We start from the raw sequence: 22,631 nt of genomic DNA, 5'->3' as shown, positions 1-22,631 counted from the left end.
TACCTCAGCCCCTGTGATGCCCAGTGGGAGCGGGTTTACCCGCGAATGCTGGCCACAGAGAACTCAAGTGGAACCCCGTACATGCATCAGCAAAACATCCTGTTCGACCTCGACGGCACCCTGACCGACCCGCGCCTGGGCATCACTCGCTCGATCCAGTACGCGCTGGCCAAGCTGGGCATCGACGAGCCGGACCTGGCCCGCCTCGAACACTTCATCGGCCCACCGCTGCTGCAGGCGTTCATGCAGTTCTACAGCTTCGACGAAGCCAAGGCCTGGGATGCGGTGAACTTCTACCGGGAGCGCTTCCGGGTCACCGGCCTGTACGAAAACCTGGTGTTCGAGGGCGTGCCCGAGCTGCTCGAGGCTTTGAACGGCCAAGGCCGCACTCTGTATATCGCCACCTCCAAACCTTGGGAGTTCGCCCGCGAAATCGCCCGCCACTTCGCCTTCGACCATCACTTCAAGGTGATCTACGGCAGTGAGCTGGACGGCACGCGCACCAACAAGGTCGAGCTGATTCGCCACCTGCTGGCTGAAGAAGGGCTGGACCCGGCGCAGACGCTGATGATCGGCGACCGCAAGCATGACCTGATCGGTGCCCGCAGCAATGGCGTGCAGGCAGTGGCTGTGGGGTACGGGTTTGGTAGCCAGGAAGAGTTGGTGGCGCAGGAGCCGGCATTCCACTTTGCCACCTTGGCCGAGATGCATCAGGCATTCGTCAAGGCTTGATAGCCATGGGGCTGCTTTGCAGCCCATCGCCGGCAAGCCCAACTCCCACAAGTACTGCATCCATCGCAAATCCTGTGCGGTCCCTGTGGGAGTTGGCTTGCCGACGATGGGCCGCAAAGCGGCCCCGTAATCTCAAAGGCTTATCATCAACCGCTGCAACGCCACTTTCCTTTCTGCAATCGGCAATTTCCCCAGTTGCTCAACCCGCTGATAAAACTGCCCCCAATCCCCATCAACCTCGCGAAACACCGCCGCAAACGCCGGCACCCACTGGTCATACAGCCCGAATGGCAACAACTTGGCATTGTTCATCGGCCCATATATCCAGGTGTCATAGCGCTTGTCCCCGCCCCACTGACCATCCCGAACCTGCCGGTATTCCCGCCTCAGCCGCTCGAACTCCGCCCGTTTGGCCAGGCGCTTGTGCCCATCATCCAGCGGCCCGGCATAGATCGCCTGCAACCGTTCACGGCTGGCCAATACCAAGCGGATGAATTCGTCACGCTGCTGCCCCTGGTCCCCGCCAACCGGCGCCAGCCCACGCGCCAAGCGCCATTGCCGGGTTCCCTCCTGCTCGACAAAGGAGGCAAACGACTCGTTGAACTCGGTATCGTCCTGCACGTAGAAACGCTGGTGGGCCAGTTCATGGAAGATCAGCGTGGCCAGCCGCTCGTCACCCCAGCCCACCATCGACGACAGTATCGGGTCATCGAACCAGCCCAGGGTCGAATACGCTTCAACCCCACCCACATACACATCCAGGCCGTTCTGGCGCATCAGCGCCGCCGCGCCACGCGCCGCACCCTGCTGGTAATACCCGCGGTACGCCACGCATCCTGCAACCGGAAAACAGTGCGTGACTGGCTGCAACGACAGCTCTGGCGTGGCGAAGACATTCCACACCACATACGGGCGGCCGAGGTCGGCGTAAACCCGATAACTGCGATTGTCCGGCAGTTTCAAATGCTGGCTGGCAAAAACCCGTGCCTGCTCGGCATGTTGCAGATGCGCACGCAATTTCGCCGGCGTGGTCGGGTCGGCCACTACCTGCTCCACGGGTTGCCGCGCCCGCAGCAGCTGCCACTGGCCCTCGGCCAACTGCCCATAGTAGGCAGCACCGCTGCAACCGTTCAGCAGAAGCGTCGCCAGCAGCGGAACCAATCGGGTGAAAACGCGGTCGAGTGCCCGATGGCCTGAGCGCTGCACAAGAAAAAGTCGAAGCATCCGGGACTGTCTGACTCGCTCAAGGTCGATTCGCTCCAAGACTATCTCGCCAAGGGGGAGTTTCGCCATGCGTGCATTGCTGGTCGCCGGTTCACTGCTGCTGATTTCCGCCTGTTCGACCCTGCCAGACGCAGACCCGAATCAGGCCTGGATCGACCTTACACCCTACGAAAACAGCTCGCTGGACGCCGTGCAGGTCGACGAACGCGACTGGGCTGACAGCCGCTACTTCGAGGTACAACCTGGTAGCCATGAATTGACCGTGCGTTACCAGTTCCCGGTCACCCCCAGCAATATCGGCCCGGTCGACGAGCCGCTGTGGCGCGATTGCCAGGTCAAGCTGACCTTCAAGGACTTCAGCGCCGGGCAGCGTTATCAGCTGCATGCTGGCAGCATTGGCTTCCGGCCCTGGATCAAACTCTATGACCACCAGCAAAGACTGCTTGGCCAAGGCCTGCCGGCGGGCTGCCAGCGCACCTGAGCCACGTAAACGGCGCTATGCTTGTAGGGTGTAAATCGCAAGTGGGAGTTTTGCCATGCGCCAGCCCATGATGCTGATCGCCCTCAGTGCACTGGGAGCCTGCGCCAGCCCCTTGCCGCCCGTCGACCCCAAGCAAGCGTGGATCGACCTTTACACCATGACCCCCGGCAGGGTGATCATGGCCGACCGCCTGGACGGCAAGCGCCTGGAGGACGGCCGCTACTTTCAGGTGACGCCGGGCAAGCACGAACTGGTGGTGCGTTTCGATTATGAAATCTACTCGGGCGGGATCATGTCCGAGCCCAGGGACCGTACGTGCTACCTGACCGTACGCTTTGACGACTTCAAGGCTGGAGAGCGCTATCGCCTGGAAGCGCGGGCGCCAGTCATGCAGCCGCAAGTGCTGCTGTACGACGCAAGCCGCACGGTGGTGGTGAACGAGCCTAGCGAAGTGTTCTGCATTCCGTGAATCCTGGGGCTGCATTGCAGCCCCAGGATTGCGAACCTAGCGATCATTCTTCTGATAAATGATCTTCTTGGTGCCGCCATCGCAAGTCCCGACCACCATGTTCTGGTCCTTTACCTCACTGTTCGGCACGATTTCCAAGGTATAAGAGGCAACCCCCTGCGCCTGGATCTTGGCCTCGATCTCGGCTTTGAGCTCTTCGCACGGCTTGACCGCCGCCAGCGCAGAGGTGGCAACCAGGGAAGCCAATACAGCGATTGCTACGCGGATCATGGAACGGCTCCTCAAAGGGCAGCGTGCTGCCGACGCTGTTTAGACTACCGCAAACTGCCCCTGTTGCACCGCTTCAGCCCACCAGGGCGGCATCCAGGCTGATTTTGGCGTTCAATACCTTGGACACCGGGCAACCTTCCTTGGCCTTGTTGGCGATTTCCAGGAACTGCGCCTCACTTGCCCCAGGCACCTTGGCCCTGAGCACCAGATGCACGGCGGTAATGGCAAAGCCATCTGCCAGCTTGTCGAGCGTCACCTCGGCAGCGGTATCGATCCGCTCTGCGGTCAGCCCCGCTTCGCCGAGCATCATCGACAGCGCCATCGAGAAACAGCCGGCATGCGCCGCGCCGATCAGTTCTTCCGGGTTGGTGCCGGGCGAACCCTCGAAACGGGTGTTGAAGCCATACGGGTTCTGCTTGAGCGCGCCGCTTTCCGTGGAAAGCAGGCCTTTGCCATCCTTCAGGCCACCTTGCCAGATCGCCGATGCTGTCTTTTTCATGATGCCTCCTGGTCGTGGTTTACATGCGTATGAGTTCAGAGGCCAGCCGCCTACGGCAAGTTCAGACCAATCGCACGGCAAACATTGAATCTGCCGAATATGCCCATACAGAGTTAAAAAGGCCGTTGGCCAACCACCTTTGCGGAGGCTCCATGACGCAGCTGCGTGACCTGAAGATTTCCACCCTCGACCTGGTACCGGTGCGTGCCGACGCCGGCCCGGCGCAGTCACTGCGCAACTCGCTGGACCTGGCACAACACGTCGAGCGCTTTGGCTACAACCGCTTCTGGGTGGCCGAGCACCACAACATGGACGGCATCGCCAGTTCGGCCACCTCTGTGCTGATTGGCTACCTGGCCGGTGGCACCTCGAGCATTCGTGTGGGTTCTGGTGGGGTGATGTTGCCCAACCATGCGCCGCTGGTAATCGCCGAGCAGTTCGGCACGCTGGCCAGCCTGTACCCTGGCCGTATCGACCTGGGCCTGGGCCGCGCGCCGGGCTCCGACCAGATGACCGCTCATGCCCTGCGCCGCGAACGCTCGGGCAGTGCCGACGATTTTCCCGACGATGTCGAGGAATTGTCGCGCTACCTGGGCCCGCGCACCGATGATCAGAAAGTGATCGCGGTACCGGGCCACGACACCGACGTACCGATGTGGTTGCTCGGCTCCAGCCTGTTCAGCGCGCAGTTGGCCGGCATGCGCGGCATGCCCTACGCCTTTGCTTCACATTTTGCGCCGCGCTACATGCACGAGGCCATCCGGGTATACCGCAACCACTTCAAGCCCTCCACCACGCTGGACAAGCCGTATGTGATGCTGGGCATTCCCATGGTGGTGGCGGAAACGGATGAGAAGGCCGAGTACCTGGCCACCTCCGTGTACCAGCGAATCCTTGCGCTTATTCGCGGCCAGAGCCTGATGCAGAAGCCGCCGGTAGAAACCATGGATGGCTTGTGGCTGCCCCATGAGCGCGATGCAGTGAGCAGTTTCCTGGGCCTGGCGATGATCGGCAGCCCGCAGAAGGTGCGAGCCAAGGTGGAAGTGCTGCTGGAGCAGACCGGCGCGGATGAGCTGATCTTCACTTGTGACCTGTATGAGCATGCGGACCGCATCCGGTCCTATGAACTGTTGGCGCAGGCCCTCAAGACCGCGTGACCGTCTTCGCGGGCTTGCCCGCGAAGAAGCCAGCACATCAGCCGCGGCGGTACACAATCTCCTTGGTCCCTGCCTCGCAGCTACCGATCACCTTGCCCGCGGGGTCGCCTTTGTTGACGATCTCAAGCTTGTAGCCTTTGACCCCTTTGGCATCCAGCTTGGCCGCAATTTCCGCCTTCAGCTCTTCACACGGCTTGCCTGCTGCCAGCGCACCGCCGGCCAGGGTCATCAGGCCGAGCGCCAGAATCAGTTTGTTCATCATTCGCTTTCCTTGTGCAGATGAAATCAGAAAGGGCGCCAGCCAAGGCGCCCTCTTCGTAATACCGCATCACGCCGGAATCATCCAGCCCGCTGGTGTTTCAGCTGTTGGCAATACGGAAGCCGACCTTCAGCGTGACCTGGAAGTGCGCCGCCTTGTTGTCGCGGATGTGGCCACGGGTATCGATCACTTCGAACCACTCCAGATGCTTGATGCTCTTGCCGGCTTCGGCCAGGGCGTTGTTGATCGCATCTTCGATACTGGTGGGCGAGGACCCTACCAGTTCGATCTTCTTGTAGGTGTGATGATCGGTCATGAGTGCTCTCCTTGGATGACAGTGAGATTGAGCCTAGCAGCGCAGGCCTGGTTTACCTGCGAGCCGTCAGCAAGCGCTAAAGTTCGATCGCACTTTCCCGCAGTTGGCAGGTCGCAACCCTTACAGCCCATACTGCAAAGGAGAGTCAACATGCACCGCAACTCGCTGCGTAAAACGTCCCTGGAAAGCATGGAAGCAGAGATCGAGAGCCTTCTGAAAAGCTTGGAGAACCTCAAGCACGATGCATCGGAAGAATCCCAGAAGTCGGTGAAGGCAATCCGCAGCAACGCCGAGAGCGCCCTTCGTCATTCGCGCAGCCTGCTGAGCGACGCCTACGAGGAAGTGAAGCAACGCACCCGCCAAACCGGCATCGCCACCCGTGATTACGCTCAGGAACACCCGTACACCACCGCCGGCGTTGCCATCGGCGCCTTGGGCCTGCTGGCGGCTTACCTGCTGACCAAACGCAACTAAGCGCCTTGGCGTGCCAGCTCGGCACGCAACCACTGGGCCAACTGCTCGGCGCGCCCATCTGCGGCGCGCCTGGGCACCCACAGAGCCAGCGCCGCCGGCGTCGGTGAAAAGCCCCACGGTGCACTCAAGCGGCCCGCACGCAGGTCATCGGCGACCAGCGGTTGCGGCGCAATCGCCACACCTAGTCCGGCCACGGCAGCTTCCAGCAGGTAATACAGGTGCTCGAAGGCTTGCCCGTATTGCATGGCCGCCGGTTCCAACCCCTGTTCCAGCGCCCAGGTCGGCCAGGCCTGCGGGCGCGAGGTAGTGTGCAGCAAGGCCTCACCCAGCAAGGCCTTGGGGGGTGCATCCTGCAAACGCTCGAAGCCGGCATAACGCGGGCTGAGCACCGGCCCGATACGCTCCTCTGCCAGTACATGCACCTGCATGTCCGCCGGCCACGGCGGCTCGGCATACACAAGAAGCGCATCAAGCCCCGGTCGCCGCGGGTCGAGGTCGCCTTCACCCGCCGACAAGTGCAGGCGCAATTCGGGCAAGTCCGCCTGTAGCCGCCCAAGTCGCGGGATGAACCAGCGCGCCAGCAGGCTACCCGAGCAGCCCAGCACGAACGGGGCCTGGCTGACATCACGGCTCAGTTCGGCACACACGCTGCGCAGGCGGTCGAAGGCTTCGCCACTGGCGTCACGCAGGCGCACACCGGCATCTGTGAGTTTGATGCCGCGCCCATCCTTCACGAACAGCGCAACGCTCAGGTGCTCTTCCAGCACTTTGATCTGCCGGCTGACTGCACCATGAGTGACATGCAGCGCTTCGGCTGCCTGGCTGACGCTGTTTAGCCTGGCGGTCGCCTCGAAGGCTCGCAGGGCATTCAGGGGAGGGAGGTCGTGGGCCATGATACCTGTGAGTTTTTCTAACAAGTGTTCGCAATCTTATCGGTTTTCAGCCGGCCTTGCCCTGTTTACAGTAAAGCCCATCACTCATTCATTACGCCCTGGAGCGACCCATGACCCAGTCCCAATACCGCCCCGGCCCCGACGCCAACGGCCTGTTCGGCTCGTTCGGCGGCCGCTACGTGGCCGAAACCTTGATGCCACTGGTGCTGGACCTGGCCCGCGAATACGAAGCGGCCAAGGCAGACCCCAAGTTCCTCGAAGAGCTGGCGTACTTCCAGCGCGACTACATCGGCCGCCCCAACCCGCTGTACTTCGCCGAGCGCCTGACCGAGCACTGTGGCGGCGCCAAGATTTTCTTCAAGCGTGAAGAGCTCAACCACACCGGCGCGCACAAGGTGAACAACTGCATCGGCCAGGTGCTGCTGGCCAAGCGCATGGGCAAGAAACGCCTGATCGCCGAGACCGGCGCCGGCATGCACGGCGTGGCCACTGCCACCGTGGCCGCGCGCTTCGGCCTGCCTTGCGTGATCTACATGGGCGCCACCGACATCGAGCGCCAGCAGGCCAACGTGTTCCGCATGAAGCTGCTGGGCGCCGAGATCGTTCCGGTCACCGCCGGCACCGGCACCCTGAAGGACGCCATGAACGAGGCCCTGCGCGACTGGGTCACCAACGTCGAAGACACCTTCTACCTGATCGGCACCGTAGCCGGCCCACACCCGTACCCGGCCATGGTGCGTGACTTCCAGTCGATCATCGGCAAGGAAACCCGCGCCCAGCTGCACGAGAAGGAAGGTCGCCTGCCAGACAGCCTGGTTGCCTGCGTCGGCGGCGGCTCCAACGCCATGGGCCTGTTCCACGAGTTCCTCGAAGAGCCGAGCGTAGAAATCATCGGCGTCGAAGCCGGTGGCCACGGCGTGCACACCGACAAGCACGCAGCCAGCCTGAACGGCGGCGTGCCAGGCGTGCTGCACGGCAACCGCACCTACCTGCTGCAGGACGAAGACGGCCAGATCACCGATGCCCACTCGATTTCCGCCGGCCTGGACTACCCGGGCATCGGCCCGGAGCACGCCTACCTGCACGAAGTGAAGCGCGTGGAGTACGTCAGCATTACCGACGACGAAGCCCTGGACGCCTTCCACGCCTGCTGCCGCCTGGAAGGCATCATCCCGGCCCTGGAAAGCTCGCACGCCCTGGCCGAAGCCATCAAGCGCGCACCGAAGCTGCCCAAGGATCACCTGATGGTCGTGTGCCTGTCGGGCCGCGGCGACAAAGACATGCAAACCGTCATGAGCCACATGGCCGCCCAGGAGAAACAGGCATGAGCCGTCTTGAACAACGCTTCGCCGAGTTGAAGGCCGAAGGCCGCTCGGCACTGGTCACCTTCGTCACCGCAGGCGACCCGGGCTACGACGCCTCGCTGCAGATCCTCAAGGGCCTGCCAGCCGCTGGCGCCGACGTGATCGAGCTGGGCATGCCGTTCACCGACCCGATGGCCGACGGCGTGGCCATCCAGCTGGCAACCCTACGCGCCCTGGAAGCCGGCCAGACCCTGGCCAAGACCCTGCAGATGGTTCGCGAATTCCGGGTAGATAACCAGACCACGCCGATCGTGCTGATGGGCTACTACAACCCGATCCACCGCTTTGGCGTGGACAAGTTCGTGGAGGATGCCAAGCAAGCAGGTGTCGATGGCCTGATCATCGTCGACCTGCCGCCAGAGCATGACGCCGAACTGGCCACCCCGGCGCAGGCTGCCGGCATCGACTTCATCCGCCTGACCACCCCGACCACCGACGATGCGCGCCTGCCGCGCGTGCTGGAGCGCAGCTCCGGGTTTGTCTATTACGTGTCGGTGGCAGGTGTGACCGGAGCCGGCTCGGCAACCACCGAGCACGTCACCGAGGCCATTGCCCGCCTGCGCCGGCATACCGATTTGCCGATCAGCGTCGGTTTCGGCATTCGCACGCCAGAGCAGGCGGCGAATATTGCCCGCCTGGCAGATGGCGTGGTGGTGGGGTCGGCGCTGGTCGACAAGATTGCCCAGGCCAAGACTGCCGATCAGGCGGTGAACGAGGTATTGAGCCTGTGCTCGGCACTGGCTGAAGGGGTGCGCGGCGCCCGGCGCTGATCCGCGCCGCCTGCTTCGCGGGTAAACCCGCTCCTACAGGTCCCCACAGTTTCAGCATCTGTGCGGTCCCTGTGGGAGCGGGTTTACCCGCGAAAAGGCCGGTACAGGTTATAAAATTCTATCCACCGAAAATAGACAGCTTCAAAGGCCGCACAGCCCCCATCCAGATCGCATGATCCCGGTGGTCCGCCAGTTCATCCCCGGTTTCCGGGTGCATGAACACCACCAACCCCTTCCGGTACAGCGCCAGCCAAGGCAACACCACCCCAACCACCTCTGGCCCGAACGCCAGCTGACAGCTCCAGTCCGGGTGTGGCCCTACCGGTTTCTGGTGCATGCGCCCCATGGTCACCGGAAACAGCCGCGCCGCCTCCTCGCACAGTTCCCGGGCCTGCTCCATGGTCGATGCGTCGTAGTAAACGTGGGCGTGGTAACCCTTGATCCTCTGCACGGTAACTCCTGATTGCGGTCGAACCATCACCACCTGCCTGCAGGGGTGATGCAGTTGAAAAGGTGGGCGAACAGCTTAACTTCGTAGTCTAGATTGCCGGGGCTGCTGCGCAGCCCATCGCGACACAAGGCCGCTCCTACAGGGGCAAGCGATCTGTGTAGGAGCGGCCTTGCGTCGCGATGGGCCGCAAAGCGGCCCCGGCATCTCAAAGGCTGCGCTCATGCTCCAGCCACCCCACAAACCGGTCGATCAACGCACTACGCCGCTTGCGCGGTGGCAGCACCACATAATACCCCCGGGCCGAGCGCAAACTGCCCTCCAGCGGCCGACACAGCAGCCCTTGCTCGACTAGCCCATCCACCAGGTGCCCCCAGCCAATCGCCACCCCCTGGCCCGCAATCGCCGCCTGGATCAGCAAGGTGTAGTTATCAAATCGCAGTTGCCCCGCCGGCGGCGGGCTGGCCACGCCAAACCCGCGAAACACGCCAGCCCAATCGAACCAGCGGCTGGCCAGCTCGCCCTTCAGATGCAGCAATGGCAAACGTTGCAAAGCCACGGCCGACAAGGGTTTGCCATGAATCAGCCGGGGGCTGCAAACCGGGAACACTTCTTCATCGAATAGCCATCGGCTTTCGCCCTGGTGAAAGCGCCCGTCGCCAAACAGCACTGCCACATCGATGTCCGGGCGCAGCATGCCCTGGCTGCGCTCGCCGGTGACCAGGCTCACATCCACCTGTGGATAAGCCTGGTGAAAACGTTGCAGCCGTGGCATCAGCCAGAACGCGGCAAAGGCAAAGTCAGTGGCCACCTGCAGCACCTCGCGCTGGCCGCGCCCGCTGGCCAGGGCGATGCCGTCGTCCATGGCCTGCAGGCCCTGATGCACCTGTTCGAACAGGACCTGGCCGGCCTCGGTCAGCTCGATGCCCCGATAAATTCGGTCGAACAGGCGCGTACCCAGTTGCGCCTCCAGACGCTTTACCTGCTGGCTCACCGCCGGCTGTGTGGTGCCCAGCTCCAAGGCCGCTGCGGTGAAGCCGCGCAGGCGCGCTGCGGCCTCGAACACCCGCAGGGTATCCAGCGACACCTGCGCAAGCTGATCAAACATAAGTGTGGCTAATCCCAGTCATTGCCCGCCATGGGCTTTACCCATGTTATCCACAGTCGCATCTTGGTAGGCAAGCGATTCGCATAATCCTCAACGATGGAAGCCAGCATGACGCGCCCGAATATCCTGTTCATCATGGCCGACCAGATGGCCGCACCCTTGCTGCCGATCTACGCCCCTTCGCCAATCCAGATGCCGCACCTCAGCCGCCTGGCCGAGCATGCCGTGGTGTTCGATTCGGCCTACTGCAACAGCCCGCTGTGCGCGCCATCGCGCTTCACCCTGGTCAGCGGCCAGTTGCCCAGCCGTATCGGTGCCTACGACAACGCCGCCGATTTCCCGGCTGACGTACCCACCTATGCCCATTACCTGCGGCGCATGGGCTACCGCACGGCACTGTCGGGCAAGATGCACTTCTGCGGGCCCGACCAGCTGCACGGCTACGAGGAGCGCCTGACCAGCGATATCTATCCGGCCGACTATGGCTGGGCGGTGAACTGGGATGAACCCGACGTGCGCCCAAGCTGGTACCACAACATGGCCTCGGTGCTGCAGGCCGGCCCGTGCGTGCGCACCAACCAGCTGGATTTCGACGAGGAAGTGGTGTTCAAGGCCCGTCAGTACCTGTACGACCATGTGCGTGAAAATGATGGCCGGCCGTTCTGCCTGACGGTATCCATGACTCACCCGCACGACCCCTACACCATCCCCAAACGCTACTGGGACCGCTACGAAGGTGTGGATATCCCCATGCCAAGCGCCGAGTTCAGTCAGCAACAACTCGACCCGCACTCGCAGCGGCTGCTCAAGGTCTTCGACCTGTGGAACAAGCCGCTGCCTGTGGACAAGATTCGCGACGCCCGCCGGGCCTACTTCGGCGCCTGCAGCTACATCGACGACAACATCGGCCAGTTGCTGCAGACCCTGGAAGAATGCAACCTGGCCGACGACACGCTGATCGTGTTCTCCGGTGACCATGGCGACATGCTTGGCGAGCGCGGCCTCTGGTACAAGATGCACTGGTTCGAGATGTCGGCACGGGTACCGCTGCTGATCCACGCGCCGAAACGCTTTGCCCCCGCCCGGATCGGCGCCTCGGTCTCGACCTGCGACCTGCTGCCAACCCTGGTCGAACTGGCCGGCGGGGCTGTGGATAACCACCTGCACCTGGACGGTCGCTCGCTGCTCGGCCACCTGCAAGGGCAGGGCGGCCACGACGAAGTGATCGGCGAGTACATGGCAGAAGGCACTGTCGGCCCGCTGATGATGATCCGCCGCGGGCCGTACAAGTTCGTGTACAGCGAAGACGACCCATGGCTACTCTATGACCTGAGCCGCGACCCGAACGAGCGGGAGAACCTCACCGGCAGCCCGGACCACCAGGCGCTGCTGCAGGCATTTGCCGATGAAGCCAGGCAGCGTTGGGATATCCGCAGTCTGCGCCAGCAGGTTCTCGCCAGCCAGCGCCGACGCCGCCTGGTGGCCGAGGCATTGGCCATCGGCAAGCTGAAAAGCTGGGACCACCAACCGCTGGTGGACGCCAGCCAACAGTACATGCGCAACCATATCGATCTCGATGACCTCGAGCGCAAGGCACGTTATCCACAGCCCGCACCCATGGATTGAGAAGAGAGGCCGCCATGCACAAGTTCCCCGCCACCGTGTTAGCCCTGGCCCTTAGCCTGGCCGCCATTACGGCCAATGCCGCCGACAGCGACGCGCAATGCAGCACCGTGAAAATGGCCGACCCCGGCTGGAGCGACATCGCCACGACCAATGCCATAGCCCGCCTGTTGCTGGAAAGCCTGGGCTACCAGGTAAAAATCGACAGCCTGGCCGTGCCGATCATCTACGGCGGACTCAAGGATGGCCGGATCGATGCCTTTCTCGGCAACTGGATGCCGGCGCACCAGGGGTTCCATGACAAATTCATTGCCAATGGCGACGTGCAGCAGCTGTCGCGCAACCTGGAAGGCACCGAGTTCACCCTGGCGGTGCCCGACTATGTGTGGAACGCGGGGGTGAAGGACTTCGCCGACTTGCAGAAACATGCCGATCAGTTCGACAAGAAACTGTACGGGATCGGTTCTGGCGCGCCCGCCAACCTCTCGCTGAAGCAGATCATCGACAACAATGAATTCAATCTCGGCCAATGGAAGCTGGTGGAATCCAGCGAACAGGCGATGCTCACCCAGGTAGACCGTGCCGCCAAGAAGCAGCAGTTCATTACCTTCCTCGGCTGGACACCGCACCCGATGAACGTGAAGCTGAAGATGCATTATCTGACTGGCGGCGAAAAATGGTTCGGCAGCAAGGGCGAGGTTTTCACCCTGACGCGCAAAGGATATCCACAAGCCTGCCCGAACGCGGCAAAGCTGCTGGGTAACCTGAAGTTCACCCTGGACATGGAAAACACCATCATGGCCGAGGTTGTGGACCAGAAGATAAGTTTCGATGACGCGGCCAGGGCCTGGGTAAAGACGCACCCTGAATTGCTGGAAGGATGGCTGGCTGGGGTGACTACCAAAAGTGGCGGGGATGCTAACGAAGCAGTAAAAACCAAGCTGTAAACCAATCCTGTGGGAGCGGGTTCACCCGCGAATGCGGCAGTGAGGCTACCGACGCATTCGCGGGTGAACCCGCTCCCACAGAGGGACAGTGCAACTTAAGGAATGTGGATAACCCATGCATCGCCTCACTCACCTGCTGCCCTTCCTCTCCTGGCTCCCGCGCCAATCGGGCCGCAGCCTGCGCCAGGACCTGCTGGTAGGCCTGAGCGGTGCCATCCTCGCCCTGCCGCAGTCCATCGCCTATGCCCTGATCGCCGGCCTGCCCGCCGAATACGGCCTCTACGCCGCCATCGTGCCAGTGCTGATCGCTTGCCTATGGGGCTCGTCCTGGCACCTGATCTGCGGCCCGACTGCCGCCATTTCCATCGTCCTCTACGCCAGCATCAGCCCGCTGGCCGTGGCCGGCAGCAGCGATTACGTCACCCTGGTGCTGCTGCTGACGTTCCTCGGCGGCATCTTCCAGTTACTGCTGGGGCTGTTGCGCTTCGGCGCACTGGTCAATTTTGTTTCCCACTCCGTCGTGCTGGGGTTCACGCTCGGCGCGGCCATCGTCATCGCCCTGGGCCAGCTGCCCAACCTGCTGGGCATGAACCTGCCAAGCCAGGCCACGGCGCTGAAAACCGTGCAGGACCTGGCCAGCCATGCCGGTGAGGTCGACTGGCCAGCGCTGGCCCTGGGCCTGGCTACTGTAGCGATCGGCATAGCGTGCAAGCTTTGGCGCCCACGATGGCCCAGCCTGTTGATAAGTCTGATTCTGGTCAGCGTGGTGGCCTGGCTGCTGCCAGGCTGGTTTGGCCATGTGCCGCGGGTGGCAGCCTTCACCGGGCAGCTTCCGCCCTTCAGCCCGCTGCCGTTACTGGACCTGGAACTCATGCTGCGCCTGCTGCCCAGCGCCGTGGCGGTGGGCATGCTGGGGCTGGTGACCAGCCTGTCGATTGCCCGCTCGCTGTCGGCACGCTCTGAACAGCTGATCGACCCTGATCAGGAAATACGTGCACAGGGCCTGTCGAACATCGCCGGGGCTTTTTTCTCGGGTTATTTGTCTGCCGGGTCCTTCACCCGCTCGGGCCTGAGTTATGAGGCAGGCGCCCGCTCGCCCATGGCCGGGGTGTTTTCGGCACTGTGGGTGGCCTTGTTCGCGGTTACCGGGGCAGGGCTGATCGCGCACCTGCCGATCCCGGCCATGGCCGGGAGTATCCTGCTGATCTGCTGGGGGCTGGTTGACCATCGGGGGATTCGGGCATTGTTCCGCGTCAGCCGCTCGGAGTTTCTGGTCATGCTGCTGACAGCGGCGGCGACCCTGCTGCTGGAGTTGCAGACAGCAATTTATGCCGGGGTGCTGGCTTCGCTGTTCTTCTACCTCAAGCGAACCTCACGGCCACGGGTGCAGCAGAGCCGTGAAGGGGAAGCGGACGTGCTGCGGGTGGGCGGGTCGATCTTCTTTGGCGCGGCGCATTACCTGCAGGTCCGCTTGCAGCGCTGCCAGGGGCCGCATGTGGTGATCGATGCGCGGCAGGTGAATTTTATCGACTACTCGGGTGTGGATATGTTGCATCGCGAGGCGCGGCGGTTGATGCGCTCTGGCGGAAGCCTGACCTTGCATCGGGCCAGGCCGCAGGTCATCGAGGAGTTGCAGAAGCTGGAAGGGGTGGCGCTGTGTCCGATACGGTTTGAGGAGTGAGCCGTGGGGCGAGGGTGTCAGAAATTTTGTGTTCGGGCATAACATGAGTAAGAGGTGCATGTATGCCAACCAAAAAAAAACCGCTCCGAGAGTTACCAAAGGTTCCGAAAGAGCTGCTGGAACAGTTTTCCGCTGTTCCGCTGATGACCGCAGAAGCCATCGAAGAAGCCTCTGCGGCATTCAAGAAGGCGCTGATAGAGCGAGCCTTGAATGCCGAACTGGGTCATCATCTGGGCTATCCACCGGGCGCGCAGCGCCCGGAGGATGAAACCAACCAGCGAAATGGGAAGAGCGGCAAAACGGTACTCACTGGTGATGGCCCGCTAAGGCTGGATATCCCTCGTGACCGGGATGGCAGCTTTTCGCCCATTTTGATCCCCAAACATGAGCGCCGTTACACCGGTTTTGACGACAAGATCATCGCCATGTATGCCCGCGGTATGACGGTCAGAGAAATCCGTGCCTTTCTCTCCGAGCAGTATGGAACAGAGGTCTCGCCCGACTTCATCAGTTCCGTGACCGACGAGGTCATGGAGGAGATTGGCGCGTGGCAACAGCGGCCTCTGGAACCGATGTATCCGGTCATTTTCTTTGATGCTCTGCGGGTCAAAATTCGCGAAGAAGGCTTGGTTCGCAATAAAGCGATCTACTTGGCACTGGGCGTTTTGCCAGATGGAACGCGCGATATTCTTGGCATCTGGATTGAGAACACCGAAGGTGCGAAGTTCTGGATGAAGGTGTTCAATGACCTCAGGACGCGCGGCGTCGAGGATGTGCTGATTGCCGTAACCGACGGCCTCAAAGGCATGCCGGAAGCGCTCAGTGCAGTATTTCCGGAGACGACACTGCAGACCTGCATCGTCCACCTGATCCGCAACAGCCTCGCTTATGCGGCCTGGGACAAGCGTCGAGCCTTGGCCAAGGCTCTCAAACCGATCTATCAGGCCATCAACGCCCAGGCGGCTGAACAGGCACTGGATGAGTTTGAAAGCGGGCCTTGGGGCACGCAATATCCAACAGTGGTGACTGCCTGGCGACGGGCGTGGGATCGAGTGATTCCGTTCTTTGCTTTCCCACCGGCCATCCGGAAGGTGATCTACACCACCAACGCCATCGAGAGTATCAACGCTCAGCTACGCAAGATCATCAAAACCCGCGGTCACTTCCCGAACGACGACGCGGCGACCAAACTGATCTGGCTGGGGCTGCGCAACATCACAGCGAACTGGGGGTCAGCGGCGCATGACTGGAAAAGTGCGATGAATCAATTTGCGATTCTGTACGGAGATCGGTTCATCAGGCCAACCTGGTGAAATCAAGGCCTGCCGGGCGGCAGGCCATTACCGGCCCGCACACAAAAAACCTGACACTCCCCGTGGGGCCGCTTTGCGGCCCCGGCAATCTCAGCCTCGAGCAAGCTGCCGGCGCAATTCAGCCAACACCGGCGCCGTATCCGGCCGCACCCCACGCCAGATAAAGAACGCCTCAGCCGCCTGCTCGGCCAGCATCCCCAACCCATCCAGCACCTTGGCCGCACCCAGGTTCGCAGCCCACTGGCAAAACGGTGTCGGCTGCTTGCCATACATCATGTCGTAGCAGACCGTTCGCCCCGCCTCGACCAGGCTGTCGGCAATCGGCGGCATCTCGCCTGCCAGGCTCGCCGAAGTGGCATTGATGATCACGTCCACCGGCTCCTGCAACCAGGCAAACCCGCTGGCCACCACTGGCCCCAGCTCGTCGAACTCGCGCGCCAGCTGCTCGGCCTTTTCCACGGTACGGTTGGCGATCACCAGCGATTGCGGGTTGTGCGCCAGAATTGGCTCCAGCACGCCCCGCACAGCACCACCGGCCCCGAGAATGAGAATGCGTTTGCCCGCCAGCTCGACCCCGGCATTGACGGTGAGGTCGCGCACCAGGCCTGCACCGTCGGTGTTGTCACCCTGCAAGGTACCGTTGGCCAGTTTGCTCAGGGTGTTCACCGCGCCAGCGCGCTGGGCACGCGGGGTCAGGCTGTCGCACAGGCGGTAGGCCTCTTCCTTGAACGGCACGGTGACGTTGCCGCCACTGCCTTGCTTGAAGAAACCACGCGCGCAGTCGCTGAACTCGTCCAGCGGCGCCAGCAACGTGGCGTATTCCAGGTCCTGGCCGGTCTGCTCGGCGAACAGGCGATGGATCAGCGGCGACTTGCTATGGCCGATGGGGTTACCGAAAACGACGTACTGGTCCATGACGATTCCTTGGTTGTCCACAGGCTTACTGGCCAAGCCAGTCGCGGTCCTGCAGGAAGTACTCGGTCAGGCGCGCTTCTTCGCTGCCCGGCGCGGCCTTCCAATCGTAGCCCCAGCGGACTTGCGGCGGAAGCGACATCAGAATCGACTCGGTGCGGCCACCGGACTGCAGCCCGAACAGGGTGCCACGGTCGTAGACCAGGTTGAATTCCACGTAGCGGCCGCGGCGGTATTCCTGGAACTCGCGCTGCGCCGGGGTGAAGGGCGTGTCCTTGCGACGCTGGACAATCGGCAGGTACGCGTCGACGAAGGCATCGCCGATGGCGCGGATAAAGGCAAAGCAGGTGTCGAAGTCCCACTCGTTCAGGTCATCGAAGAACAAGCCACCGATGCCGCGTGGCTCGCCACGGTGCTTGAGGTGGAAGTAGCGATCGCACCAGGCCTTGTAACGCGGGTACACATCGGCGCCGAACGGCGCGCAGGCCTGCTCGGCCACGCGGTGCCAGTGGATGCAGTCTTCTTCATTGCCGTAGTACGGGGTCAGGTCGAAACCGCCGCCGAACCACCACACGGCCTCTTCACCTTCCTTTTCGGCAATGAAGAAACGCACGTTGGCGTGCGAAGTGGGCACATGCGGGTTGTGCGGGTGAATCACCAGCGACACGCCCAAGGCCTCGAAGCCACGGCCTGCCAGTTCGGGGCGATGGGCACTTGCCGAAGGCGGCAAGCCACTGCCGAACACATGGGAAAAGTTGACCCCGCCCTTCTCGATCAGCTTGCCTTCGCCAATCACGCGCGTACGGCCCCCGCCACCGGCTTCGCGCACCCAGGCGTCCTCGACGAAGCGGGCACCGCCGTCTTCGGCTTCGAGGGCAGAGCAGATGCGGTCTTGCAGGTCGAGCAGGTAGGCTTTCACGGCCTCGGTGCGGCTAGTCATCGGGTCACCAGGAACGGGCAGGGAAGAATTCGCCGCGTAGCATACCACCGCCAACCCGCGCGCCGCAGTTGACGGCGATCAAGCAAAGGCGTCCGATAGAAGGCCTTTTCCCGATCCCGAGTACAGGAGTGCGAGATGGCCAAGCGTATCCAGTTCAGCCAGCATGGCGGCCCGGAAGTGCTGCAGTTTGTGGAATTCGAACCCACCCCGCCCGGGCCACAGCAGGTACGTGTGCGTAACCATGCGATCGGCCTGAACTTCATCGATACCTACTTCCGCAGCGGGCTGTATGCGCCGCCGTCCCTGCCTTCCGGCCTGGGCACCGAAGCGGCGGGTGTGGTCGAGGCTGTGGGCGAGGGTGTGACCCGGCTCAAGGTCGGCGACCGCGTGGCCCATGCCGGCGGCCCGTTGGGCGCGTACAGCGAGGTGCATACGCTGCCTGAGGCCAACCTGGTCAAGCTGCCCGACAACATCAGCTTCGAGCAGGCGGCGGCGGTGATGCTCAAGGGTTTGACCGTGCAGTACCTGCTGAAGCAGACCTATGAGGTAAAGGCAGGTGACGTGATCCTGTTCCATGCCGCAGCGGGTGGTGTGGGTTCGCTGGCGTGCCAGTGGGCCAAGGCGTTGGGGGCCAAGTTGATCGGCACCGTGAGCTCTGCCGAAAAGGCCGAGCGGGCCAAGGCGCTGGGCGCGTGGGCGACCATCGACTACAGCCATGAAGACGTGGCCAAGCGGGTGCTGGAGCTGACCGATGGCAAGAAATGCCCGGTGGTGTATGACGGCGTCGGTGCCGATACCTGGCTGACCTCGCTGGACTGCCTGCAACCGCGTGGGTTGATGGTGAGCTTTGGCAATGCCTCGGGTGCGGTGAGCGGAGTGAACCTGGGGATTCTGGCGCAGAAGGGCTCGCTGTATGTCACCCGGCCGACGTTGGCAACCTATGCCAACAATGCCGAGAACACCCAGGCCATGGCCGATGACCTGTTTGCGATGATTGGCAGTGGCAAATTGGTTGTGGATATCCAGCAGCGGTATCCGCTGAGTGAGGCGGGGAAGGCGCAGGCGGAGCTGTCGGCGCGGCGGACTGTTGGATCGACTGTACTAATTCCCTGAGCCACACACGTTCCCTGTGGGAGCGGGTTTACCCGCGAAGAAGCCACCGCGATGGATGGCACCGGCTCTGCCGGTGTTCGCGGGTGAACCCGCTCCCACAGGTACTGCACCGATCTTGAGTGCAACGCCATCCCTGTGGGAGCGGGCATGCCCGCGAAGCAGCCGCCGCGGTGGATGGCACCGGCTTTGCCGGTGTTCGCGGGCGCGCCCGCTCCCACAGGTACTGCGTAGGCCTCCAGTACAGCGCTATCCCTGTGGGAGCCGGCTTGCCGGCGATTGCGTCAGTAAAAGCATTGAAGATTCAACGAGCAGCTCACACGGCGTTTTTTCACGAACACTTTTGAGCTGCGCGATAGAAGCACGAAGCCGGCTTGCGTTTCTTCCACCTGCAAGTAAGTGCGCGGTCTCATCCAGGTGATGGTTGAAACCAGAGTGGCTTTTCATTTCAGACACCCTTTGTCGCTGGTGGAGTCGACTCGATGCCATCGAGTATCGCCTCAATCACACCTTCTGCCATTTCAATTGCATGCAGGTTCGACCAGAACATGCCACGGCCTTCTTCGCGCATGTAGTCCAGGGCTTTGTAGCCGGTCTCGTAGGCGCTGCGCAGGTACAGGGCTACGTGGACCAGAGCGTCCTCGGCGGAAATGTTCGGGTTTACGGTGAAGAGCGGGTCATGGCCGGCGTCGCAGCGGCCAAAGGGGCGGGTGGAGGTGCAGGGAAGGGGTGGATCGGGGACTATTTTCTTCATCATTGGAAAATGCTCCTCAATGCCGCCAACCATCACTACCACGTGAATGGGTGGCGACTGTACGCGAGGTGGTAGACCCGGGCATTTTCCAATCCAGGCAGGCTCAAGAGCCTCCCACGCACAGCCGCCATAGACTGCCATGGAAAAAATGCATCCGGGCTACCACACCCGATCGCCAAGGTATTCAGCGATGGATGAAGCCTAGAGACACTGGTTCCCACTGAGAAGGTGATGGCAGGGGACGCGGCTCGTAGGATATTTCCCAATCCGCAAGCTGGACAGCCTTTCAAGAAAAAATCAGAAAAATCTGCAGAGCCACTGGGGCCGCTTTGCGGCCCAATCGCCGGCAAGCCAGCTCCCACACCGACCGCGCCGGTTTCAAGTCTTGTGCAGTACCTGTGGGAGCTGGCTTGCCGGCGATCGACCGGGGGCCCGCACGCCGGCGAAGCCCTCGCCAACGGCATCAGCCCGGGCGCACAACCTCACCAGTAGCCAAGTTCCGAATCACACTCGGATTCTTCCGCCCCCCCAGCGCCCCACCCAGCACCAGGTCCAGCTGGCCATGGAAGTACTGCTCCACCCGCAACCGCGTCTTCGCCGCCGGGCGCCCGCCCGGGTTGCACGAGGTGGAAATCAAAGGCCCCACCAGCGCGCACAAGTCACGCACCACCGGGTGATCGCTGACCCGCAACGCCACGGTGTCATGCTGCCCGGTCACCCACTCGGGCAACAGGTTCTGGTGCGGCACCAGCCAGGTGTTCGGCCCCGGCCAGGTGCTGCCCATGCGGTCGATCCAGTCTTCGGGGAAATCCTCGAACAAAAAGTCGAACTGGCGAATGTTGTCGGCGATCAGGATCAGGCCTTTATCCACAGGGCGCGATTTCAGCGCCAGCAACCGATACACCGCGTCCTCGTTCCACGGGTCGCAGCCCAGGCCCCAGACCGCTTCCGTCGGGTAGGCGATCACCGCGCCCGCCCGGATCTCACGTGCGGCTTGTTGCACACGAAAACTGCTCACCATTTGTGTCTCCCCGCCTATATACCTTGCTTGTGAGCAGTGTACTTAGCCCGCGCGGGCAAACCAACGCCCGGCTTCATTGCTGACCCGGCCCTCCAGCTCCAGCTCGGTAAGCTGCGCCAATACGGCGGCCAGCGGCTGCTCGCTGCAATGGGCCAGGCTTTCGCTGGTCTGTGGCGCGGCGTGCAGCAGGGCGAGCAGGGGATGGTCGAATTTTTCCGCAACGTCGGGCGGCAGGTTCTGCCAGCCCTGCAGCGTTTGCAGGATCTGCTCCACCGTCTCTACCAGCAGCGCGCCGTCACGAATCAGCTGGTGGCAGCCCTTGGCGCCTGGATGGTGAATGGAGCCCGGTATGGCATACACCTCGCGGCCTTGGTCCGCCGCCAGGCGCGCCGTAATCAGCGAACCACTGGCCAGACTGGCCTCGACTACCAGCACGCCCAGCGACAAACCACTGATGATGCGATTGCGCCGGGGGAAGTTGCCGGGCAGCGGCCCGGCATCCAACGGGTACTCGGAAACCAGCGCACTGCCGGTCTCGATCATGGCCTGGGCCAACTCGCGGTGGCGCTGTGGATAAAGTTTTTGCAACCCCGTGCCGAGCACACCAATCGTGCTCCCTCCGGTCTTCAATGCGGCCCGATGAGCGGCGCCATCAATACCAACGGCCAACCCGCTGGTAATGGTGAAACCGGCTTGCGCCAGATAGCGTGCAAAAGCGCCAGCCGTATCCAGGGCCGGCGGTGTGGCACGCCTGCTGCCCACAATTGCCAACTGGGGACGGTTTAACAGCGCCGGTTCGCCGGCGACGAAAAGCAGCGGCGGTGCGTCATCGATTTCAGCCAGCAGGGCAGGGTAGTCCGGGTCGTCCCACATCAGTAAATGCTGGCCCGGACGCTCTAACCAAGCCATTGCAGCCAACGCGCCATCGCGCACTTCGGCACTGCGCCGAGCATCGATAGTAACTTGGGGAATGCCCAGTGCACGCCAGGCCGAACCCGGTGCAGATAGTGCCGAGGAGGCCGAGCCAAACGCATCGATCAGGTTACGAAAGCGTCTCAACCCGGTTTCTGGAAGGCGGTGCAAACGCAGCCGGGCTTCCAGCTCGGCAGGCGGGCAAGGCGACGAATGGTAAATCGACATTAAGATCATCCTTGATCAAAGCAGGGCCATTTACGTGGCACAAACTGTGGATAACTTTGTGGGTAACACTTTGAAAAGCTGTCCATTGACTGGGGGCTATTACGCCCATAGACACCCTAGACGAGGTTGCCAGGTGCTGAAATCGCCGTTTCCCTTTATTATGTGTGCTCAGTTTTCAACCGACCGCACAGTGACTGCCTGACCTTATGGCCATCTTGAACATTCTCGAATTCCCGGACCCGCGCCTGCGCACCATCGCCAAACCGGTGACGGAGTTCGACGACGCCCTGCGTCAGCTGATCGACGACATGTTTGAAACCATGTACGAAGCCCCTGGCATCGGCCTGGCCGCGACCCAGGTCAACGTGCACAAGCAGGTTGTGGTCATGGACCTCAGCGAAGACCGCAGCGAACCGCGGGTCTTCATCAACCCCACGGTGGAAGAGCTGACCCACGACATGGGCCAGTACCAGGAAGGTTGCCTGTCGGTGCCCGGCTTCTACGAGAATGTCGACCGCCCGCTGCGGGTACGGGTCAAGGCCCAGGACCGCGACGGCAAGCCTTACGAGCTGGAATGCGAAGGCCTGCTGGCGGTCTGCGTTCAGCACGAATTCGATCACCTCAACGGCAAGCTGTTCGTCGACTACCTGTCGCAGCTCAAACGCGACCGGATCAAGAAGAAGCTGGAAAAGCAGCACCGCCAGCAAGCCTGATCCCCACCTTCCA

Annotated in this window: 26 protein-coding genes; 13 read left to right on the top strand and 13 right to left on the bottom strand. The window is 62.3% G+C overall.

Translation table 11 applies throughout. The features are described 5' to 3' along the window. The first annotated feature begins 81 nt into the window (after nt 1-81). Nucleotides 82-732, top strand: coding sequence for an HAD family hydrolase (locus AC5O5R_RS00240; RefSeq protein ID WP_172286172.1), 651 nt, complete (start codon nt 82-84; stop codon nt 730-732). 132 nt (nt 733-864) lie between these two features. Here AC5O5R_RS00240 and AC5O5R_RS00235 read toward each other — a convergent pair whose 3' ends face one another. After that, a complete protein-coding gene (locus tag AC5O5R_RS00235; protein WP_172231988.1) occupies nt 865-1,938 on the bottom strand; it encodes an aminopeptidase in 1,074 nt (357 codons plus the stop codon). 85 nt (nt 1,939-2,023) lie between these two features. Between AC5O5R_RS00235 and AC5O5R_RS00230 the strand changes: the two genes are divergently transcribed. Together AC5O5R_RS00230 and AC5O5R_RS00225 are read left to right on the top strand one after the other, a co-directional pair. Further along, nucleotides 2,024-2,437 (top strand): PA0061/PA0062 family lipoprotein, encoded by a 414-nt coding sequence (locus tag AC5O5R_RS00230; protein WP_172231985.1) that lies wholly within the window; start codon nt 2,024-2,026, stop codon nt 2,435-2,437. A 55-nt stretch (nt 2,438-2,492) separates the two neighbouring features. Beyond that, entirely contained in the window at nt 2,493-2,906 is a 414-nt protein-coding gene (locus tag AC5O5R_RS00225; RefSeq protein WP_172231982.1) for a PA0061/PA0062 family lipoprotein, read from the top strand. 36 nt (nt 2,907-2,942) lie between these two features. On the opposite strand, the gene AC5O5R_RS00220 is transcribed toward AC5O5R_RS00225, so the two are convergent. Beyond that, the gene (locus AC5O5R_RS00220) at nt 2,943-3,176 is read right to left on the bottom strand and encodes a DUF1161 domain-containing protein (RefSeq protein ID WP_172231979.1); all 234 of its coding nucleotides are present in this window, start codon (nt 3,174-3,176) and stop codon (nt 2,943-2,945) included. Nucleotides 3,177-3,249: 73 nt separating this feature from the next. Further along, nucleotides 3,250-3,675 (bottom strand): OsmC family protein, encoded by a 426-nt coding sequence (locus AC5O5R_RS00215; protein WP_172231976.1) that lies wholly within the window; start codon nt 3,673-3,675, stop codon nt 3,250-3,252. A 152-nt stretch (nt 3,676-3,827) separates the two neighbouring features. On the opposite strand from AC5O5R_RS00215, the gene AC5O5R_RS00210 reads away from it, so the two are divergent. Beyond that, nucleotides 3,828-4,832, top strand: a complete 1,005-nt coding sequence (locus tag AC5O5R_RS00210; RefSeq protein WP_172286171.1) for an LLM class flavin-dependent oxidoreductase — start codon at nt 3,828-3,830, stop codon at nt 4,830-4,832. Between the two features lie 37 nt (nt 4,833-4,869). Here AC5O5R_RS00210 and AC5O5R_RS00205 read toward each other — a convergent pair whose 3' ends face one another. Next, entirely contained in the window at nt 4,870-5,091 is a 222-nt protein-coding gene (locus AC5O5R_RS00205) for a DUF1161 domain-containing protein (RefSeq protein WP_172228927.1), read from the bottom strand. 100 nt (nt 5,092-5,191) lie between these two features. Beyond that, nucleotides 5,192-5,407 (bottom strand): dodecin, encoded by a 216-nt coding sequence (locus AC5O5R_RS00200; protein WP_086976505.1) that lies wholly within the window; start codon nt 5,405-5,407, stop codon nt 5,192-5,194. A 150-nt stretch (nt 5,408-5,557) separates the two neighbouring features. Here AC5O5R_RS00200 and AC5O5R_RS00195 point away from each other — a divergent pair, with 150 nt between their 5' ends. Then, a complete protein-coding gene (locus tag AC5O5R_RS00195; protein WP_172228925.1) occupies nt 5,558-5,881 on the top strand; it encodes an ElaB/YgaM/YqjD family protein in 324 nt (107 codons plus the stop codon). On the opposite strand, the gene AC5O5R_RS00190 is transcribed toward AC5O5R_RS00195, so the two are convergent. Then, on the bottom strand, nt 5,878-6,774 hold the full coding sequence (locus AC5O5R_RS00190) for a LysR family transcriptional regulator (RefSeq protein WP_172228923.1): 897 nt from the start codon (nt 6,772-6,774) through the stop codon (nt 5,878-5,880). The two genes, AC5O5R_RS00195 and AC5O5R_RS00190, sit on opposite strands and share 4 nt — an antisense overlap. Nucleotides 6,775-6,884: 110 nt before the next feature. Between AC5O5R_RS00190 and trpB the strand changes: the two genes are divergently transcribed. Further along, entirely contained in the window at nt 6,885-8,102 is a 1,218-nt protein-coding gene (gene trpB / locus AC5O5R_RS00185; RefSeq protein WP_172228921.1) for a tryptophan synthase subunit beta, read from the top strand. After that, nucleotides 8,099-8,908, top strand: coding sequence for a tryptophan synthase subunit alpha (gene trpA, locus AC5O5R_RS00180; protein ID WP_172228919.1), 810 nt, complete (start codon nt 8,099-8,101; stop codon nt 8,906-8,908). Before trpB ends, trpA begins: the two co-directional genes overlap by 4 nt. Before the next feature lie 118 nt (nt 8,909-9,026). Here the strand turns inward: trpA and AC5O5R_RS00175 are convergent, their stop codons facing one another. Both AC5O5R_RS00175 and AC5O5R_RS00170 read right to left on the bottom strand, forming a co-directional pair. Continuing rightward, nucleotides 9,027-9,359: a DOPA 4,5-dioxygenase family protein gene (locus AC5O5R_RS00175; RefSeq protein WP_172228917.1), complete on the bottom strand. Its 333-nt coding sequence runs from the start codon at nt 9,357-9,359 to the stop codon at nt 9,027-9,029. Between the two features lie 205 nt (nt 9,360-9,564). Then, nucleotides 9,565-10,464 carry a choline sulfate utilization transcriptional regulator gene (locus tag AC5O5R_RS00170; RefSeq protein WP_172228915.1) on the bottom strand — a complete coding sequence of 300 codons (900 nt, stop codon included), beginning with the start codon at nt 10,462-10,464 and terminating at the stop codon, nt 9,565-9,567. Between the two features lie 108 nt (nt 10,465-10,572). Here AC5O5R_RS00170 and betC point away from each other — a divergent pair, with 108 nt between their 5' ends. The 4 genes from betC to AC5O5R_RS00150 all read left to right on the top strand — a co-directional run bounded on the left by betC (nt 10,573) and on the right by AC5O5R_RS00150 (nt 16,028). Beyond that, nucleotides 10,573-12,090, top strand: a complete 1,518-nt coding sequence (gene betC / locus AC5O5R_RS00165) for a choline-sulfatase (protein WP_172228913.1) — start codon at nt 10,573-10,575, stop codon at nt 12,088-12,090. 14 nt (nt 12,091-12,104) lie between these two features. Then, entirely contained in the window at nt 12,105-13,034 is a 930-nt protein-coding gene (choX, locus tag AC5O5R_RS00160) for a choline ABC transporter substrate-binding protein (RefSeq protein ID WP_172228911.1), read from the top strand. A 115-nt stretch (nt 13,035-13,149) separates the two neighbouring features. Next, nucleotides 13,150-14,715, top strand: coding sequence for a SulP family inorganic anion transporter (locus AC5O5R_RS00155; RefSeq protein WP_172286168.1), 1,566 nt, complete (start codon nt 13,150-13,152; stop codon nt 14,713-14,715). A gap of 62 nt (nt 14,716-14,777) precedes the next feature. Then, nucleotides 14,778-16,028 (top strand): IS256 family transposase, encoded by a 1,251-nt coding sequence (locus AC5O5R_RS00150; RefSeq protein ID WP_494514460.1) that lies wholly within the window; start codon nt 14,778-14,780, stop codon nt 16,026-16,028. Nucleotides 16,029-16,118: 90 nt separating this feature from the next. Here the strand turns inward: AC5O5R_RS00150 and aroE are convergent, their stop codons facing one another. Then, complete coding sequence (gene aroE, locus AC5O5R_RS00145) at nt 16,119-16,943, bottom strand: shikimate dehydrogenase (RefSeq protein WP_172229395.1); 825 nt, start codon at nt 16,941-16,943, stop codon at nt 16,119-16,121. 25 nt (nt 16,944-16,968) lie between these two features. After that, complete coding sequence (gene hemF / locus AC5O5R_RS00140; protein ID WP_172229397.1) at nt 16,969-17,880, bottom strand: oxygen-dependent coproporphyrinogen oxidase; 912 nt, start codon at nt 17,878-17,880, stop codon at nt 16,969-16,971. 135 nt (nt 17,881-18,015) lie between these two features. Here hemF and AC5O5R_RS00135 point away from each other — a divergent pair, with 135 nt between their 5' ends. Further along, nucleotides 18,016-18,993, top strand: coding sequence for an NADPH:quinone reductase (locus AC5O5R_RS00135; protein WP_494511892.1), 978 nt, complete (start codon nt 18,016-18,018; stop codon nt 18,991-18,993). A gap of 445 nt (nt 18,994-19,438) precedes the next feature. Here the strand turns inward: AC5O5R_RS00135 and AC5O5R_RS00130 are convergent, their stop codons facing one another. The 3 genes from AC5O5R_RS00130 to dprA form a co-directional block, all read right to left on the bottom strand. Further along, nucleotides 19,439-19,747: a hypothetical protein gene (locus AC5O5R_RS00130; protein WP_172229407.1), complete on the bottom strand. Its 309-nt coding sequence runs from the start codon at nt 19,745-19,747 to the stop codon at nt 19,439-19,441. 460 nt (nt 19,748-20,207) lie between these two features. Next, nucleotides 20,208-20,765: an L-threonylcarbamoyladenylate synthase type 1 TsaC gene (gene tsaC, locus AC5O5R_RS00125; protein WP_172229401.1), complete on the bottom strand. Its 558-nt coding sequence runs from the start codon at nt 20,763-20,765 to the stop codon at nt 20,208-20,210. A gap of 42 nt (nt 20,766-20,807) precedes the next feature. After that, nucleotides 20,808-21,905, bottom strand: coding sequence for a DNA-processing protein DprA (dprA, locus tag AC5O5R_RS00120; protein ID WP_172229403.1), 1,098 nt, complete (start codon nt 21,903-21,905; stop codon nt 20,808-20,810). A gap of 206 nt (nt 21,906-22,111) precedes the next feature. On the opposite strand from dprA, the gene def reads away from it, so the two are divergent. Further along, nucleotides 22,112-22,618: a peptide deformylase gene (gene def / locus AC5O5R_RS00115; protein WP_051097836.1), complete on the top strand. Its 507-nt coding sequence runs from the start codon at nt 22,112-22,114 to the stop codon at nt 22,616-22,618. The last annotated feature ends 13 nt before the right edge of the window (nt 22,619-22,631 follow it).

The organism is Pseudomonas sp. 8_5_2 (genome assembly GCF_059295255.1).
This window is presented reverse-complemented; position numbering and strand designations above follow the sequence as displayed.